This window comes from Thermoactinomyces sp. DSM 45891 (genome assembly GCF_900119485.1).
Classification (GTDB): domain Bacteria; phylum Bacillota; class Bacilli; order Thermoactinomycetales; family Thermoactinomycetaceae; genus Baia.
Map to the genome: position 1 here is coordinate 1 of NZ_FPJZ01000008.1, position 16658 is coordinate 16658.

Sequence of the window (16658 nt, forward strand, 5' to 3'; positions counted from 1 at the left end):
GGCGAAGCTCCTCTCCTCCACTCCGATCAAGGCTGGCATTATCAAATGAAGAAGTACCAACATTCCTTGAAACAAAGAGAAATTACACAGAGCATGTCCCGTAAGGGAAATTGCTTGGATAATGCCGTCATAGAAAACTTTTTTGGTTTGCTCAAAAGTGAGTTGCTTTATCTTCACACATTTGTGAGTATGGATCATTTCAAACAGGAGCTAGAGGATTATATTCACTATTACAACCACAAACGATTGAAGATAAAACTAAAGGGCATGAGTCCGGTTCAATACCGAACACATACCCTACAGGCTGCTTAAATCTTCATGTCTAACTTTTTGGGTTCACTTCACAATTGATCCAGCTCGAATATTACCAAAAAGAGTTGGACGAGTACGTAATTCGAAATGTTTCATTATCTCCACAAAATGTTGTGATTGTGGAAGGGATTTTCTTACAACGAGAAGAATGGCGTTCTTTTTTCGACTATGTGGTTTATATCGATGTTGATCGTACTACTCGCAATGATCGTGTATTGAAACGAGACACGTATATCGGGGATCTGGAAGAAAGACATGCCAAGTACATGCGGCGATATTGGCCAGCAGAAGATTATTATTTAGAACATGTTCAGCCTAAGGCATTGGCTGATATGGTGATATCGTAGTCCCCGCGTTCTTTATAAGTTTTACCACTTGCCACTGCTACGAAGGATGAAGTAGGCTTCATACATTTCAAAGGAGGTAGCCGGTACAAATGGAACGCATAATCCTAGAAAACGGAATCATTACCACGCTCGACCCTAACTTCCCACATGCCGAAGCCATCTATATAGAGAATGGAAAAATTAGCGCAGTCGGGACTAAGAAAGATATCCGTTATAAATACGACGGAGCTGGTGTAAAGAGAATAGACTGCAAAGGAGCCTACATATACCCTGGATTTGTCGATAGCCATATGCACCTTTCATTGGTAGGGCAAAGGCTACAGATGATCGACCTTCGAGAGATTCGTTCGAAGGAAGAGCTGCTTCGGTTGATCCGCGAGAGAGCAGAGGGTCTACTTATCGATGGATGGATCGTAGGGCAAGGATGGCAGGAATCGATGCTGGATGAACTTCCTAGTCTCGAAGAATTAGATGAATTCTCACTAGGAAGACCCGTATTACTTAGTCGAGTCTGCTTCCATAGTTACCTCGCTAACGGGCGGGCAGCTGAGTTAGCAGGAGTTCGTCCCCATCAAGAAGAGCCAGAAAAAGGAGCGTATGGACGAAACGTAGATGGACGGTGGAACGGAAGAATTTATGAAGAGGCATCGCTCCCTTTTCACCAAGTACAGCCGAAGCCAACCTATGAGCAGAAGAAATCCACGATACGGCAAGCGATGGAGTTGGCGTTGCGATACGGACTCACAGCCGTACATACGGAGGATTTGCGTTTTATCGAAAGTGTATCCGACTTAATCCAGATTCACCGCGAATTATGCCGCGAAGGAACTTATCTCCGGACACATCACCTCATTTACCAGCCATACTTTGACCAACTAGAAGATCTGGAATTACATTTTCTGGATGGAGATGAATGGTTCCGTCTCGGGGCGATGAAATTATTTGCGGATGGGTCACTCGGAAGTTGGACTGCTTGGTTACAGGAGCCGTATGCAGATAATCCAACAACAAACGGGATCTCGATTCATACAGATAATCAACTCTTCCACTTCGCAGAGCATGCCACCAAGAGAGGGTATCCCATTGCAGTTCATGCGATCGGTGATGCTGCAGCCGACCAAGTAATCCGTACCATTGAGCAACTTCAGCGAAAATATGGCAGTGTAGATTCCCTTCGGCATCGTCTGATCCATGCCCAAATTTTGCAACTGTCCATGGTAGAAAGAATCAAACAAGCGAAGATTTCCCTCGATTTACAACCTATCTTTGTACAAGGGGATTTTCCGTGGGTAGTGAAGCGAATTGGAGAGCAACGATTAGCTACTTCCTATGCTTGGAAAACATTGATCGAAGCGGGAATTCCGTGTGCTGGAGGAAGCGATGCTCCGATAGAATCATTATCGCCTCTTCTAGGCATGTACTCTGCCATGACACGAAACCATTATCCAACCGATCACTTGCACTATCACGACTCCCAAAAGATAACGACTGAACAAGCGCTTCGATTATACACACTTGGAAGTGCCTACTTAGCAGGCGAAGAAAAAGAGCGTGGATCCATTACGCCTGGAAAATACGCAGACTTTACTATCTTAGATCAAGATCTCCTACAATGTACACCTGAGCAAATTCGAGATGCCACCGTATTGGCTACGATCATAAATGGAAAGGTAGCTTATACAGACCCGTCTTTTACAGGAACAACCGGATGACTTCACGAAGGGAGTCATCTTTTTTATGTTCTAACTGATGGGGTGGAATCATAGGCTATGCATGAGGTGATCACATGGCCGTGATTCGCACTAACTCGGAACAAATTAAATTATTAGCTAGGTTATTACGTGCGGAAGCCGAAGGAGAAGGCGAGCAAGGTATGTTGATGGTAGGAAATGTGGGTGTAAATCGGATTCGAAGTAATTGTTTAGACTTCAAAAATATCCGTACCATTCAACAGATGGTGTTTCAAAGTCCAGGGGGATTTGAATCTACGCAGAAACCGTATTTCTATCAAGCTGCCAGAGACCGTGAAATTCGTCTCGCCCAAGATGTGGTAAATGGAAGGCGAATCGATCCTGCTAGAAATGCGTTATGGTTTTTCCGGCCGGTGGGGGCTTGCCCGCCAACGTGGTATAACCAAGCGAATAGTGGCCGCTTTAAGGCTCATTGCTTTTTTGTTCCTACACAAGCTGATTGTCCTAGAGTATATACTTAGCAAAGGGAAAGGGGTAGGGGGTTATGTACTGGCAATATCCGTATCAACAGTATCAGTATGGTGGTAATGTTTCACAAGCAGGAAATATTCAACAACGAACAGATCGCTATTATTCTGAAGACCTTTTGCAAAAAAACATAGGGAAGACGGTTACCGTGTATCTCACATTTGAAAATAATAAACAATGGAATGCAAGGCAAGTAACTGGAAAATTACGTGAAGTAGGAAGAGATTTTATCCTTGTTAAGGACCGTCAAACGGGGAAAGATCAGATGTATCTAAATATAAATGTCGATTATATCGTATTTGATGATGCACCCGCTACCATCGCAGATGGATATGATCAAGACTGACTAAATGAAATAAAGCAGGCTGAAAGACTAGGATCCTTGTGATCACTAGTCTTTTTCTGGTTAAGCAGTGACGTAGCGTTTAATCAATGGTTTGATATTTTCGGTCGGGATCGCAAAACCGAGACATTGAGAAGGATAGATAATAAGTGTGTTTACGCCTATCACGTGACCATGAAGATTGATAAGAGGACCGCCGCTATTGCCTGGATTGATGGGGGCATCTGTCTGAATCACACTATGATAGTATCGATTCGATAATTGAAGAGGACGATTTTTTCCACTTATGATCCCAGTCGTGGCAGTTTGATCTAATCCAAAAGGATTGCCAACCGCTAAGACCCATTCTCCTACTTGTGTTTGTGTGGAATCGCCTAGTTTTAACGCATGGAGTGGGTGAGAGGTTTTGATTTGTAGTACAGCAAGATCTTTTTTTGGCTCTGACCAAACGACTTGTGCCGTTACTGGACTACGAATGCCATCTAGTTTGATATAAATTCGCCTAGCGTTTTGGATGACGTGATAGTTTGTTAGAATGTATCCTTTACGTGAAATAATGAAACCACTGCCAAATTGTCGTTCCGGTTGTTGCTGCTGATGCCTAGGTTGCTCCATCATAATGCCAAATCGATGGGTTGTAGTCGGAGTATCTTCCGTCTGGATCGCAACAACTCCTTTTCGTACAGAGCGAATGAGCCGCACAAAATAGTTAGAAGGATGATGGGCAGCTAGTCGATTTGTATAGGATCGTTGCATTTTTTTGGATGCCATCTCGATAATCACTCCGTTTCTCTCATGCTACTCCAATCATTTTATGTTCGAAAATCATGACTGGTACAGGCTGATAACTAGAAAATGAGGGATTCATCATAACTTGAAACGTTTGTCCATATATTGAAGTAGAGGAAGATGATACGGGAGGAATGGGGATGAAAAAATTTATTCGTAAAAGCGGAGCAACGTTAGCTTTGATAGCAGTTTCGATTCTAGGTACGTTCCTATATATGAATTATATCGAGGATAAACAGGCAAAAACGTATGTTGAAACCTATATCCAACTAGGTGGTAGCCAGATAGTGAACGAGATGACAGAGACCTATTCCCAAATCATGGAGCAGTATTCTAATTATAAATTGAACCGAGATACAAAAAAGAAGCTGGTTGACCGTCTCCAATTATTAACGAAAAAGCTTCAGCAAGTCGAAAGCCAGCTAAATACAAAAACGGACTCTCAGAAACTAGACTTCGCGTACTTGTATCAAGATGCTAAGTTGGTTTCCTTAAGCTTGTCAGATCCAACCAAAGATGACATTGTTCCTGTAGTCGTGCTTCACGCTTCTGAAGGGGTTGGAGAGTGGAAGAAACAGATTGTGAATATGGAGCAAGGGGATTAGGAGAAGGTACTTTTGAAAGCATGAATATAAGAGAGCGAAACATTGTCAACTTCATCTCATAATTGGTTGACAATGTTTCGCTCTCTTATTATGATTTTATAGAAAAGTTCACCATAAGAAGGAGAAATCATTGTGACTAATAAATCATTCTTATCAATTCGAGAGATGACTTTATGTGCTATGTTTGTAGCGCTTATGACCATTGGAGGGCAGATTAAGCTTGATTTTACAGGTGTTCCCTTTACTCTGCAAACCTTGATTGTGATGTTAGCTGGCTCCTTATTAGGCAAGCGTTTAGGTACGGTTAGTATGTTTGTTTTTATTGCTCTTGTCGCTGTGGGGGCACCTTTATTGGCTGGTTTCAAAGGTGGCATTGGTACCTTGTTTGGTCCGACTGGAGGATATATTTGGTGTTTTCCTCTATCAACGTATCTAATTGGATTCATGATCGAAAAGCTTAAAAGAGGCCAAAAACCGAAGTATTGGCATGTTCTAGGTGCCTATCTGTTAGGAGGGATCGTGGTTGTTCACTTAATCGGATATATCTGGTTTTGTAGTTATATGAATGTGCCTTATGGGAAGAACTTAGTTCTTGGACTGCTTGTTTTTATACCTGGGGATGTGATCAAAGCCCTCGTGGGTACGGTAATTAGCTTGGGTGTGTATAATGCGATTCCTAGTTTGATACCGAGTAATGGGAAACAGAACAAGGTGCTTAGCTAATCAATAGCCCCACGACTGCAAATACTAAAAGCCATCTAGAATACATTTTCTAGATGGCTTTTTCTCTGTTACAATCAAATATACAAGCTAGGCTAAAATTAAGCTAACATGTAGTTAGGAGAACAGTATGAGTAAAACAAAAACCTCCCGTTTAGATAAAATTCTTGCTAACACTGGATTTGGGACCCGCAAGGAGATAAAAAAGCTTTGCAAACAGGAACTAGTCCGCGTAAATGGTCAAACGATAAAAGATCCATCTACCCACGTAAATCCGTATCAAGACGAAATATTTGTGGGGAATGAAAAAGTTTTTTATAGTGAGTGGATCTACTTGTTGATGAATAAACCAGCAGGTGTCATTTCGGCTACGGAAGATCACCAACATGAGACGGTCATTGACATAATCGATGAAAAGTACAAGCATTTTGATCTGTTTCCTGTTGGGCGTCTAGATAAAGATACAGAAGGCTTTCTACTACTAACGAATGATGGAAAACTGGCCCATCAGTTGTTATCGCCTAAGAAGCATGTGACTAAAACGTACTATGCTGAAATCGACGGGGTAGTTACAGAGGCAGATATTGAAGTATTTTCTAAAGGAGTTACGCTAGAAGATGGATATCAGACACTCCCTGGAAAATTAGTTATCCTTACTAGTGGAATGCTATCAGAGATTGAGCTTACGATTACAGAAGGAAAGTTCCACCAGGTAAAACGGATGTTTGAAGCAGTAGGGAAAAAGGTAACGTATCTTAGGCGGATTTCCATGGGACCTCTTCAGTTAGACCCTTCTCTTGATTTGGGAGAATACCGAGAGCTGACCCAGGAGGAAGTTACTCTACTCCAGCAAGCAAATCATAGTGAGTAAATTTGCAGTTGGAGTACATTGTTAGGAGGGACCATGTCCATTACGACCGTGGCCTTATTAAAGAAAGTATCCTTTCGCGTCTTCCAAAAAAACCTACCTGTTACAGATATTCATATTCCACCTGAGCTTAGACTGATAGGTACGGGAACAGATGCTATCGTGGTGCAGGATCCCCGGGATACATCTGTCGTTTACAAACTATTTCATCCTGATCGATTATGGAAAAAAGAAAATGAATGGAAATCTTATCTACAACTAGGTGAATCACCCTATTTCGCTAAATGCTATGGAAATGAAGATCACTATCTTATCTTAAGTTATGAATCTGGATTGACCCTATTAGAATGTTTGGAACAAGGTGTTGAGATTCCAGAACAAGTGCTCAAAGATGTAGATGAAGCTCGTGCATATGCGCGATCTGTTGGATTAAATCCAAGGGACATCCACTTAAAAAATGTTTTTCTTCAAGAAGGACGTGCAAAGCTGATCGACATATCCGAGTATGTGATTCCTGGAAATGATAATCGGTGGGATCACTTGGTAGAAGGGTATCGGCATTTTTATCCACTGATTCGAGGGATGAAAATTCCTAAATGGATGATTGAATACGTCAAAAAATCATATCTTGATCAAAATAGCAAAAAGAACTCTTTCTCTGTATCAGAATTTGGAAAAAGATTGTTTCGGTTGTTTAGTGCATAATGATCTGAAAAAGAAAAACGAAAGGGAGTTTCGTTTTTCTTTTTCTACCTAAATGTTGAATGATACAATAAAAGGGACGATAATAAGCGCGGCTTGTAAAAGTTACAAATGAGACGAGGGGGAATACGTGATGACAAATTCTGTTATAGATTCATCACTGTTATGGATTCGTGGCATTCGGATTCCTGCAAGTCAATACAAACGCATTAAAATGAGACTGGAACAAAGCCTTCAAGGTGAACCATCTCGTACATATTATCTGGAACTAGCCCGATTAGAGTTGCGGAAGCAGAATTATGGACTTGCAATGGAAGCAGTAGAGGAAGCTTTACAATTAGACCCTACCGATGCAGAGAGCCAACTATTATATGCAAATATTCTAGAGCTTACGGGTGAATGGGATCGGGCAAAATCAGTATATCGTACTAATATTATGTTACATCCCGTCTCTGCTCAAGGATATCGAGAGTATGGACGATTTTTGCTGAGTATGGATCATGATGATTCAGTCCTTCACATAAGATCATTGATTTTAAAGGGATTGGAACTAGATCCGAAAGACTCCTATGCACATACGATTTTGGCAGAGATTTACTGGAAGCTAAATCAAAGGAGTCAAGCAGAGCTACACCTAGAAATCGGCCTGCGCTACTTACAAGAAGAACCATGGATTCATCAGCGACGGGCTTCTATCTTAGCAGAATTAGAGCGGTTTGATGAATCAGCCCATCATTATAAACAAGCTTTGAAAGAGGATAAAAAGAATATCTATATAAGGCACCAATTGCAAAAAGTAGAGCGGTTATCGAAACAGAAGACCATATAGACAATGATGTGAGCTGTGGTCAGTTCACGAATCAGTGCAATACGATAGATACATGCTGAACAGGACTTATGGTTAACGAATGATATAGTCTATGATAATTGTCCGAAATATCGACAAAATTCGATATCTATGTTACAATGTTCCCCGTAGGTAAGGTTGACCTTCTTACTTATGTTACTTACCATGCTTCTTTTTAACTCCTTAATCTTGACCCTCTTTCATGTGACCAGGATGGAGACCTGTACCTGGTCTTTTTTATTTGTTACAATAACAAAGGAAATTGCTAATTATAGAATAAGGAGGGGGTAGGGATGTCGTTTCATCCACTCTATCTCCAATTTTTTGACTTATATCATGCAAAAGAGTACTGGGAAGCTCATGAAGCGTTAGAAGAGCTATGGCAGACGGAAAGATCGAATGATTTTTATCATGGATTGATTCAAATTGCTGCTATTCACCACCAGTTAGAGCGAGGCAAAGTTCGCGGAGTACGAAAACTTGCCACCTCGGCATTACGATACTTAATTCCTTATGCCCCAGAAAATGATAGAGTGCAGCTTACATGCATTTTAGAATGGTTACAGATGTGCTTAGATCGTTTACCGGATGACATACAGCAAATACCCGTGGAAGATATGGCCAAATTTGCTATCCCTATTTGCTCTTTGCCTACTTCAAAAGAGTTACAGGAAACAGAAATAAGATAGATAGCGCAACGATTTTTGATATAACAAGTCCTATTTAGGGCTTTTTTTTATTGTTTTCTTACATAATTGAATCACTTTCCGACTAAATACATATATAAGAGCCTAGAAAAGTGATAAGCCTAGGTGGATGATGTTTTATAGAAGGAGAGGACTGAAATGAAAGGAAGACGTTGGACGGCAGAAGAAGATCAATATTTGAGAGAGAGAGTATTACAGTCTATAAGTAGCGGTGGTAGCCAGTTAGATGCATTTGATGAAGTGGGTAAGAAAATGGGCCGTACTGCAGGAGCATGTGGTTTCCGATGGAATGCGGTACTACGCCAACAAGATCCTGAGTCTTATTCGGATGCAAAGAAACAACGGGTATATACGCAGCTCCAGAGGAAGAGACGCCCTCGCTTTGAATCATTGTCTCGTATTGGAGAATCATTAGCTGAAGTGGAAAGACAATGGTTTTATAAGAAGAACCATGTTGAACAATTGAAGAAGAAAATCCAATATATGGATCAGGAGATTCAAGCGTTAGAGAATGTCATGAGAGCCTCGACTGAGACCGAGAGAAAGTCGGAGGAACTTACACAAAAAGAGTTGCAGGAGCGCTATCAGGACTTGTTACATTTGGTAGGTGAGATTCAACAGCAGCCTGCCTTTGCAAAGTTTTTTTCGGAGATGAAATTTGAGCTCCCCGTGACAGATGGGAAGTCAGATAGGGGCACCTCATCATAAGATATAGCAGTGATCGTAGGGAGAGGTGAGAACTATCGCAGAACAAGGTCCATCCAAACGTATGAATAAGCAAGAAATGCTAGAGTATATGGAACAGCTTGAAAAACGTGTCGGATTGGTACAGTCTGAGATTGCACGTTTAAACCATTCCCATGAAAAGATGAAGCAAGATTTACGTTTTTTAGAGTTAATGTTATTAGAAGAATATCATATGCTACTACAAATTATGGATCGGAAGCAAGGTACATTGCGAATTCATGCAAAATAAGACACTGCTATTGGTGTCTTATTTTATTTGTTTTTTGAGAATGAAACCATAGCTGTTCTCCTTAGTAATAAGGTTTGCAATTCGTTTGCAAATCTTATTGCTTTTAGAGTTTGATACCTTGATATGACAGGTTTTAGGGGGTTTCTTAATAGAAAAGCGCCCTCTGCCAGAGAGGACGCAACCTTTTAGTTCTTATTTTATTAGCAACCCCATCCGCAAACGAATACGAATATGGTAGCAATGACTAGCAAGAAAATGAGAAGGCTTCTCCAACCGAATCCACCACCGCCATAGTAGCTTCCACAGCCGCTCATAGATCTCACCTCCCTTATAGGTTGCCAATGATCATAGGATTAGCATTTATAATCATCACAACCCCATCCGCAAACGAATACGAATATGGTAGCAACAACGAGTAAGAAGATCAAAAGACTTCTCCAGCCGAATCCTCCGCCACCATAGTTTCCGCAACCGCTCATAGATTTCACCTCCTACCAGAGGTAATCAGTTCTGGTTATTAGCAACCTCTGTAACCGCCGCCCCATCCACATGCAAAGACGAAGATAGTAGCAACGACGAGCAAGAAGATCAGAAGACTTCTCCAACCGAATCCTCCGCCACCATAGCTTCCACAGCCGCTCATAGATCTCACCTCCCTAAACAGGTAATGTTCTTTTATTTATTTAGCAGTCAAATCCACCGCAAACAAATACGAAGATTGTAGCTGTAACTAATAAGAAGATGAGAAGGCTTCTCCATCCAAATCCACCTGCATATGCACCCATGTAACACCCTCCTATTTGTTTAGATTGCTGAAGAGAACGGTTTGCAGTTGTACCCAATTTGTTTGACAAGTTTTTTCGGTTCTTCATGATCTCTTAAGCTAATTTACTGTATGCGCCTCGAGGTTCTTGTGTACAGGCATGAGCCTGTAGAAAAGAAATTAGGTAGATGCTTAGAGAGAGAATACAAATACGAATATGGTTGGTATCAATAACAGAAATAAAAGAAGTGCGCGCCAGATGCTCATGGATCATCACTCCTGCCTTGAATAGATAGCTGCTTTTTTACGATATGTAAAAATTACTCATCAGGAGTGTCCATTTATTGATTAGATAGAAAAATAGGCTACAGATAGAAAATAGAGTGTGACCGAGCAATGAGCGGATTCATACAGTAAAGAATAATCAGGATAGGAGGGGGACCTATGAATCAAGGGCCAACGATGCAGAGTTTAGTAAAAATGATCAACAATATCATGGGACACAACGTTCTCAGTGAACAGCAATTAAATAAGATTTTAGAAGGAGCGAAGAAGATATACGATAAAGGTGGAATGCCAGCGGTTATTCAGTACCTAATGAAAGTCACACAAGCAGATGTCGACGCCCAAGAACTTACACAATTTGCAGAAAATGTTAAAAACAACCCACAGATTGGAATGGACATTTTAGAAGGCAAAAAAAGCATTCGTCCACAAAAAAAGAAAAGGTAGTAGGCAAAAAAGAAGCAAACAAGGAATATATTGTTTGCTTCTTTTTTGTTTGTCAAAAGGATCAAGAAAAGACCAAAAGGAGAACCAATTAATGCCAACTATTTTGGTTACACTATGTAGCAAGCAAAAGGAAAGGTGGAAAAGACATGTTAAAAAAGAAGTTTTTAGCTGTTACTTTATCAATGGGTCTACTAGCAGGTGGGGTATTTGTATCCAACCAAAAGGCATTTGCAGACGAGCCCAATACGAAAATGGGAGAGCAAAAAGGGCATGAGAAGAAGGAGAAGGTGTCAAAGGAACAGCGTATAGAACAGATTTCAGGAAAGGTTAGTACCTACTTAGGAGTTCCGAAGGCAGAAGTTCAGAAGCTCGCTCAAGATTCTAAAATAGGTGTAAAAAACGTAGTCTTTGGTGCTGTCATTGCGAAGAAGACGAATCAAACATTGGCACAAGCAATAGCCGAAAAGGAGAAGCTGGGTCATTGGAAACAAGTGATGACGGCTCATAAGTTGGAATGGAAAGACATTCATCCTGAGATGAAGAAAATCGCTCCCCATTTTGGTAAAAAGCTTGGATTGATCAAAAATCCAACGATGATGTATAAAGTACTATCCACATACACAGGAGAAAGTACAAGTACCTTAAAAGGATTAAACGAGAAATACAACGTACATCCAAAAGGATTGATAAATGCATCCGTTCTCTCCAAAGCGAGTGGAAAAAAGCTGGAAGATGTATTAAAGCTTAAAACGAGCGATAATAAGTGGAAAGACGTCGCTACTAAGCTAAATGTGGATAAACAAAAACTTGTTGATGCGAAAAAAGAATTATTTACAAAGCTACGAGCTGAAAAAAAGGAACAGAAACTAGAACCAGAACAGAAACAAAATCAAGGATCTAACCAGTAATTTCAATAGCTGAAATCCAAAGAAACAGGCCTACTGCTGCATACAGTTGGCCTGTTTTTTATGAAGATGGAGTCATCGTTTAAAAACCAGTCAATGTTTTCCAAACTTCAATCTTCGTTTGTACTTTACGAATCACTTCATTAGTAAACTCAGTTGTCGTAGCACTTCCGCCTAAGTCCGAGGTGCGGATGCCTTCTTTTACGGTTTCAATTGTGGCTTCATAGATCGCACGGGAAGCATTTGTGGCACGTGGATCATCCATGTAAGTAAGCATTGCTGCCCCTGCTAAAATCATAGCCATCGGATTTGCAAGATTTTTTCCAAATAAGGATGGAGCTGTTCCGTGCGGAGCTTCAGCCATCACAATATCTGGTTCAAAGTTGTCATTGAAGCTCATGAGGATTGATTCAGAACCAGCGATGGTTCCGAACATTTGAAGAACCAAATCACTCAAGCAATCCCCATCGCGGTTTAAAGCAGGAATTACCATCGGATCACCCGAATTATTCAACAATAATGCATAGGTTGCATCAATTAATTGAGGTTCGTATCGAACGCCAGGATAACGTTTTGCTGCTTCATCCATCTCTTCTTTCAACATGCCTTCGTATACAGGGCTAACTGTATATTTTGGACCGCCAAATACTTTCGCTTTGGTTTTCTTTGCATGCATAAAAGCGAACTCAGCTACAGCACGACAGGTTTTGCGATCAATCGTCTCAGTACGACAAGCAATCTCGTCTAAACCGCTTCCTTCACGCCATTCTTTCGCACCGTATGCATCACCGACTGCCATGCGAATAACAGAGATGGGAGAGTAGGTACCTGCTACTGGGCGAACTCCAGGAATACGACGCCCTGTACGAATGATTACTTTGCCATCAATTTCTCGACGTAAAATCGCATTCGGGGAACCCACGTCTCCTTTGATCTCAGGAGTAACAGTAGCTGCTTTTATTCCATAACCAGTCCGTTTCATCGCTTTGGCCGCATCATGGACGACTTGGTTATTGGTTGCCCGTCTATTTTCTAAGCTCAGATCAAACTCTTGGAATTCTAAGTCTAGGCCAATTACATTTGGATCCAGTACACGAAGAGCCTCATCTAACAACTCTTGACCTGTCTGGTCTCCTTTCATTACAACAATCACTTTTTGATCACTCAACATCATTCACCCCATTTTAAAAATACCACTTCCTTATTATACTCGTAGATAATTTCACAAACTAGACAAAGAAAATTAAGAATATTAAAGAGCCTTGTATAGATTTGCGCGAACTGTGGTATGATCAAGATTGAACATATAACCTATATTTAGTTTGTTCCAACCATTATCAAGGTATGTAGAATGAGGGGGAGTTCACGGTGATTTATCAAATTTGTGCGGGTATAGCAACATTTTCCTTCTTACTTCTAGTGATTTACATAATCCGTACACTCATAACTATGAATCGTACATTACGAAGTGCTTCATCTAGTTTGGAAGAGGCGACATTGTCCTTACAAACCATACAAAAAACGATCCAGGATTTACAACCTCAGGTTCAGGCAGTGCTTACCGAAACAGAGAAGGCTCTTCACGTGACCAATGAGCTTGTAGCAGATGTCCAACATAAAGCAGCACAAACACAAGAAGTATTTGACACCATTCAAAATCTCGGAAAATCCATTGATCGTGTTTCACATACGATTGTTGAAAGTGTACAAACTCATAGAGGAACGATTGGCAATGCGGTATCTTATATGGGTTTAGGATTAGAATTAGTACGTAAATGGAAAAATCGAAACCAATCATAGTTGGAGGGTGAAAAGATGAGTGAGAAAAAAGGAATGAATGTAGGCGAATTTGTGGTTGGTGCAGTAATCGGTGGAATCATCGGAGCAACAGTAGCCTTACTAACTACACCCAAGACGGGTAAAGAGATGCGAGAGGATTTAAAAGAAGGACTGGAGGTAGCGAAAGATAAGAGTTGTGAGCTGGTCCATGTTGTAAAGTCCCAGACAGGTGATGCGTTTGAAAAAATGGGTGATGCAGGGACGAAAGTTCAAAGTAAGTGGATCGAAATCAAAGATTCAATGGATAAAGATCCTATTTAGTGGACAAGCGTAGTAGCTCTCACAAACAACTTAGAGAGGGGAGGAGCAGAGTTGAGCGGGAGAGTAGATGAGATTCGAATGCAATTAGATCGGTTAAATTTGCAGATCTTAGAACTTCTAAACGAGCGTGCTAGGTATGTACAAGAGATTGGTGAGATGAAACAGAAGCAAGGGACAAAAAAGTTTGATCCTGAGCGCGAAACTGATATGTTGCACAAAATTATTTACCATAACCACGGTCCTTTTGATGATCAGACCATTCAGCATCTCTTTAAGCAGATCTTTCAAGCATCCTTAACCTTAATTGAAGATAATCATAATAAGGGCTTACTCGTTAGTCGAAAAAGAAAGTCTGATGATACCGTGATCGATTTAGGAACAGTTCAAATTGGGGACGGTATTCCTAAGATTGTGGCGGGCCCTTGTTCGGTGGAATCGGAGGAGCAAGTCTTCCAAGTGGCCGAAGTAATGGCCAGACAAGGAGTGAAGATGATTCGCGGTGGAGCATTTAAACCGCGTACATCCCCTTATGATTTTCAAGGTTTAGGGCTGGAAGGTCTTCAGATTTTACGGCGTGTTGCGGATCATTTTGGATTAAAAGTAATAAGTGAAATTATGAACCCAGCCGATGTCGAAATGGCTACCCGATATGTAGATGTCATTCAAGTCGGTGCTCGAAACATGCAAAATTTCGATCTACTTCGAGCCGTAGGCACTGCTTCTACCCCGGTTCTCTTAAAACGAGGACTTGCCGCTACGATGGAGGAGTTTTTGTTTGCCGCCGAGTACATTGTCGCAAGTGGGAATGATCAAGTGGTTCTATGTGAGCGTGGGATTCGTACATATGAGAAATGGACGCGGAACACACTGGACATATCTGCTGTTCCTTTAATTAAACAAGAGAGCCACTTGCCTGTTATGGTAGATGTAACGCATTCTGCTGGACGTAAGGATCTGCTTCTCCCGCTAGCGAAAGCGGCTTTTGCAGCAGGGGCGGATGCAGTGATGGTGGAGACTCATCCCAACCCAATCGTTGCCTTATCTGATTCACGCCAACAGATTGATTTACCAACGTTTGAGCAATTTATGACCCAACTACGTGAATCGCGTTTTCTTCCAGAATTACTGGGAACTAGATAATTCATTACAGAAAAGCGAACAGATTCGAATCTGTTCGCTTTTCTACGAAAAAGTTTGTTATGATGATTAAATATAGAGAAGTTGATGGGAGGAGTTCCCTATGAATGCAAGGGAATGCTTAGAACTTGCTAGTCAAAATCAGATTAGTCCTGATCGTCTGTATGATTTCTTTTCTCAGAATGTACCTAGACTAACTGTTGTATATCAAAATTCAGAAGCTGGAAGAAAACCTTTATTAGCGAAGAGTAATCACCCGAATGGGAAAAGTGTGATTGCGTTTACAGATGTCGACGTGGCACGATATGTAAGAGCGACGAATCCAGAATATCTAGTGATTCATGAAGAGCCAGCCTTACCCTTTTTACTAAAGGCATTTCGTTCGGATGCAGAAGGCGTTTTATTTAACCCTGGATTGCCCTCTAGGTTGTATATAGATAAAGGACGCCTTATGGCGCTTATTAGTGCATATGCGGTACATATACTATCCCACTCAGCAGGTGCGTGGCTTCCCTCGAGGGGAAATGAATTATTGTTAGCTCCATATGAACCGGGCAAATTTACAGTTGTCATCTATGTGACAGAAAAAGATGCTCGTCATGTAAGTGCACAACAGGGTGGAGAAGTGAGATTGGCTTCATGGGAAGATATTTTTGGGCGTGTAGAAACATTAGGTGCGCCGGCTCCTCTATTTCATTCGGGACTACCTGAGCAGATATTATTAACGCAAAGTCAGGTAGTAGCCATTAAGCAGGGTCCGAAATCAGGCTATATTGAACCTGAAATGACTCAACATCCATTTATTCCTGTAAGTAGTCCAGCCGAGGAAGGGTATGAGGATACAGGTGTAAAGCAAGAAGTGAAGCCAGAAAGTGTGTCCCCGTTCGAAGAAGTTGCGACTACGACTACAACCGATGTGAATGAGGTTATAGATGAAAATAGAGGGGAAGAGCCTTCTTCGGTAGAAGTGGCTCAAACGGAAACCATCGAAAAGGGCAAAGACCCTCAAGAACCCCCCTCTGTTGAAAGTGTCTCATCATCAAATAAAATGGATGTAACACCGGCAACTTCAACCCCAACAACAGAACCAGAACCAACGCCAAATCCTGCTAAAGAGCACGTCGTCCCTGGGAATCTATCCATCCCACCAGAATTAAAAGCTCAGCTAGAACAATTAGAACGGGCTACGATGTCTGGACAAGGTGTAGCGAACGGTTGGGAAGTATGCCGGCTTTTAGCAGATAGCCGCCGGATTTGGGTGATTACGGATCACAACGGAAATATGGTGATCTTGGCTGGGCAAGATCAAAGTCCGATTGTTGATTTCTTTACTTCTGATGCTCATGCAGAGCAGTTAATACTAGAAGCGAAGAAACAAAACTCCAGCCTCCCTGAAATGATGCCGAGGCTTGTATCGACGAAGAAGCTTTTCCGTGCCCTCGCTAGTCGTCAACCTGTCGTGTGGATTAACAGAGGCACATCGGTTGCTTGGACCAGCGTGATGGGAGATACGATTCCCTATATCTTGCAATTAATGGCTCAAAATGAGCGAAATCAGAACTAGCCTAATTAGGTTGGTTCTTTTT

General features: G+C 41.4%; 23 protein-coding genes. 19 read left to right on the top strand and 4 right to left on the bottom strand.

The features are described from left to right. The 5 genes from BT147_RS08130 to BT147_RS08150 all read left to right on the top strand — a co-directional run. Positions 1 to 312: IS3 family transposase (locus BT147_RS08130; RefSeq protein ID WP_143187951.1), on the top strand; the 312-nt coding region annotated here is incomplete at its 5' end. A 35-nt stretch (positions 313 to 347) separates the two neighbouring features. Continuing rightward, positions 348 to 659 (top strand): nucleoside/nucleotide kinase family protein, encoded by a 312-nt coding sequence (locus BT147_RS08135; protein WP_072333440.1) that lies wholly within the window; start codon positions 348 to 350, stop codon positions 657 to 659. A gap of 89 nt (positions 660 to 748) precedes the next feature. Further along, positions 749 to 2371, top strand: coding sequence for an amidohydrolase (locus BT147_RS08140; protein ID WP_072333443.1), 1623 nt, complete (start codon positions 749 to 751; stop codon positions 2369 to 2371). 74 nt (positions 2372 to 2445) lie between these two features. Continuing rightward, positions 2446 to 2871: a cell wall hydrolase gene (locus BT147_RS08145; RefSeq protein ID WP_072333446.1), complete on the top strand. Its 426-nt coding sequence runs from the start codon at positions 2446 to 2448 to the stop codon at positions 2869 to 2871. A gap of 23 nt (positions 2872 to 2894) precedes the next feature. After that, positions 2895 to 3224, top strand: coding sequence for a spore coat protein GerQ (locus tag BT147_RS08150; RefSeq protein WP_072333449.1), 330 nt, complete (start codon positions 2895 to 2897; stop codon positions 3222 to 3224). Positions 3225 to 3284: 60 nt separating this feature from the next. Here the strand turns inward: BT147_RS08150 and BT147_RS08155 are convergent, their stop codons facing one another. Next, the gene (locus tag BT147_RS08155; protein WP_083426473.1) at positions 3285 to 3992 is read right to left on the bottom strand and encodes a S1C family serine protease; all 708 of its coding nucleotides are present in this window, start codon (positions 3990 to 3992) and stop codon (positions 3285 to 3287) included. Between the two features lie 158 nt (positions 3993 to 4150). Here BT147_RS08155 and BT147_RS08160 point away from each other — a divergent pair, with 158 nt between their 5' ends. The 8 genes from BT147_RS08160 (at position 4151) to BT147_RS08195 (ending at position 9435) form a co-directional block, all read left to right on the top strand. Beyond that, positions 4151 to 4615: a hypothetical protein gene (locus BT147_RS08160; RefSeq protein ID WP_072333452.1), complete on the top strand. Its 465-nt coding sequence runs from the start codon at positions 4151 to 4153 to the stop codon at positions 4613 to 4615. Positions 4616 to 4747: 132 nt separating this feature from the next. Beyond that, positions 4748 to 5338: a biotin transporter BioY gene (locus tag BT147_RS08165; protein ID WP_083426468.1), complete on the top strand. Its 591-nt coding sequence runs from the start codon at positions 4748 to 4750 to the stop codon at positions 5336 to 5338. Between the two features lie 127 nt (positions 5339 to 5465). Beyond that, on the top strand, positions 5466 to 6206 hold the full coding sequence (locus BT147_RS08170) for a pseudouridine synthase (RefSeq protein WP_072333455.1): 741 nt from the start codon (positions 5466 to 5468) through the stop codon (positions 6204 to 6206). Positions 6207 to 6239: 33 nt separating this feature from the next. Then, positions 6240 to 6908 (top strand): hypothetical protein, encoded by a 669-nt coding sequence (locus BT147_RS08175; RefSeq protein WP_072333460.1) that lies wholly within the window; start codon positions 6240 to 6242, stop codon positions 6906 to 6908. A 130-nt stretch (positions 6909 to 7038) separates the two neighbouring features. Continuing rightward, complete coding sequence (locus tag BT147_RS08180; RefSeq protein WP_072333463.1) at positions 7039 to 7734, top strand: tetratricopeptide repeat protein; 696 nt, start codon at positions 7039 to 7041, stop codon at positions 7732 to 7734. A gap of 311 nt (positions 7735 to 8045) precedes the next feature. Next, positions 8046 to 8441, top strand: a complete 396-nt coding sequence (locus BT147_RS08185) for a DUF309 domain-containing protein (RefSeq protein ID WP_072333466.1) — start codon at positions 8046 to 8048, stop codon at positions 8439 to 8441. Positions 8442 to 8597: 156 nt separating this feature from the next. Then, positions 8598 to 9167, top strand: coding sequence for a hypothetical protein (locus BT147_RS08190; protein WP_072333470.1), 570 nt, complete (start codon positions 8598 to 8600; stop codon positions 9165 to 9167). A gap of 25 nt (positions 9168 to 9192) precedes the next feature. After that, entirely contained in the window at positions 9193 to 9435 is a 243-nt protein-coding gene (locus BT147_RS08195; protein ID WP_072333473.1) for a hypothetical protein, read from the top strand. Between the two features lie 353 nt (positions 9436 to 9788). Here BT147_RS08195 and BT147_RS15845 read toward each other — a convergent pair whose 3' ends face one another. Both BT147_RS15845 and BT147_RS15750 read right to left on the bottom strand, forming a co-directional pair. Next, the gene (locus BT147_RS15845) at positions 9789 to 9914 is read right to left on the bottom strand and encodes a hypothetical protein (RefSeq protein WP_286119256.1); all 126 of its coding nucleotides are present in this window, start codon (positions 9912 to 9914) and stop codon (positions 9789 to 9791) included. 38 nt (positions 9915 to 9952) lie between these two features. Then, on the bottom strand, positions 9953 to 10078 hold the full coding sequence (locus tag BT147_RS15750) for a sporulation protein YjcZ (protein ID WP_207896825.1): 126 nt from the start codon (positions 10076 to 10078) through the stop codon (positions 9953 to 9955). A gap of 564 nt (positions 10079 to 10642) precedes the next feature. Between BT147_RS15750 and BT147_RS08200 the strand changes: the two genes are divergently transcribed. Next, positions 10643 to 10930: a hypothetical protein gene (locus BT147_RS08200; RefSeq protein WP_072333476.1), complete on the top strand. Its 288-nt coding sequence runs from the start codon at positions 10643 to 10645 to the stop codon at positions 10928 to 10930. Between the two features lie 146 nt (positions 10931 to 11076). Then, positions 11077 to 11838, top strand: a complete 762-nt coding sequence (locus BT147_RS08205; protein ID WP_072333479.1) for a hypothetical protein — start codon at positions 11077 to 11079, stop codon at positions 11836 to 11838. A gap of 79 nt (positions 11839 to 11917) precedes the next feature. Here the strand turns inward: BT147_RS08205 and BT147_RS08210 are convergent, their stop codons facing one another. Beyond that, positions 11918 to 12976, bottom strand: a complete 1059-nt coding sequence (locus tag BT147_RS08210) for an isocitrate/isopropylmalate family dehydrogenase (protein WP_286119269.1) — start codon at positions 12974 to 12976, stop codon at positions 11918 to 11920. A gap of 227 nt (positions 12977 to 13203) precedes the next feature. On the opposite strand from BT147_RS08210, the gene BT147_RS08215 reads away from it, so the two are divergent. The 4 genes from BT147_RS08215 to BT147_RS08230 all read left to right on the top strand — a co-directional run bounded on the left by BT147_RS08215 (position 13204) and on the right by BT147_RS08230 (position 16636). Further along, positions 13204 to 13635 carry a DUF948 domain-containing protein gene (locus BT147_RS08215; RefSeq protein ID WP_072333485.1) on the top strand — a complete coding sequence of 144 codons (432 nt, stop codon included), beginning with the start codon at positions 13204 to 13206 and terminating at the stop codon, positions 13633 to 13635. 15 nt (positions 13636 to 13650) lie between these two features. Further along, a complete protein-coding gene (locus BT147_RS08220; protein WP_072333488.1) occupies positions 13651 to 13935 on the top strand; it encodes a YtxH domain-containing protein in 285 nt (94 codons plus the stop codon). A 51-nt stretch (positions 13936 to 13986) separates the two neighbouring features. Next, positions 13987 to 15075: a bifunctional 3-deoxy-7-phosphoheptulonate synthase/chorismate mutase gene (locus tag BT147_RS08225; protein WP_143187953.1), complete on the top strand. Its 1089-nt coding sequence runs from the start codon at positions 13987 to 13989 to the stop codon at positions 15073 to 15075. A gap of 100 nt (positions 15076 to 15175) precedes the next feature. Continuing rightward, on the top strand, positions 15176 to 16636 hold the full coding sequence (locus tag BT147_RS08230) for a hypothetical protein (RefSeq protein WP_072333492.1): 1461 nt from the start codon (positions 15176 to 15178) through the stop codon (positions 16634 to 16636). The last annotated feature ends 22 nt before the right edge of the window (positions 16637 to 16658 follow it).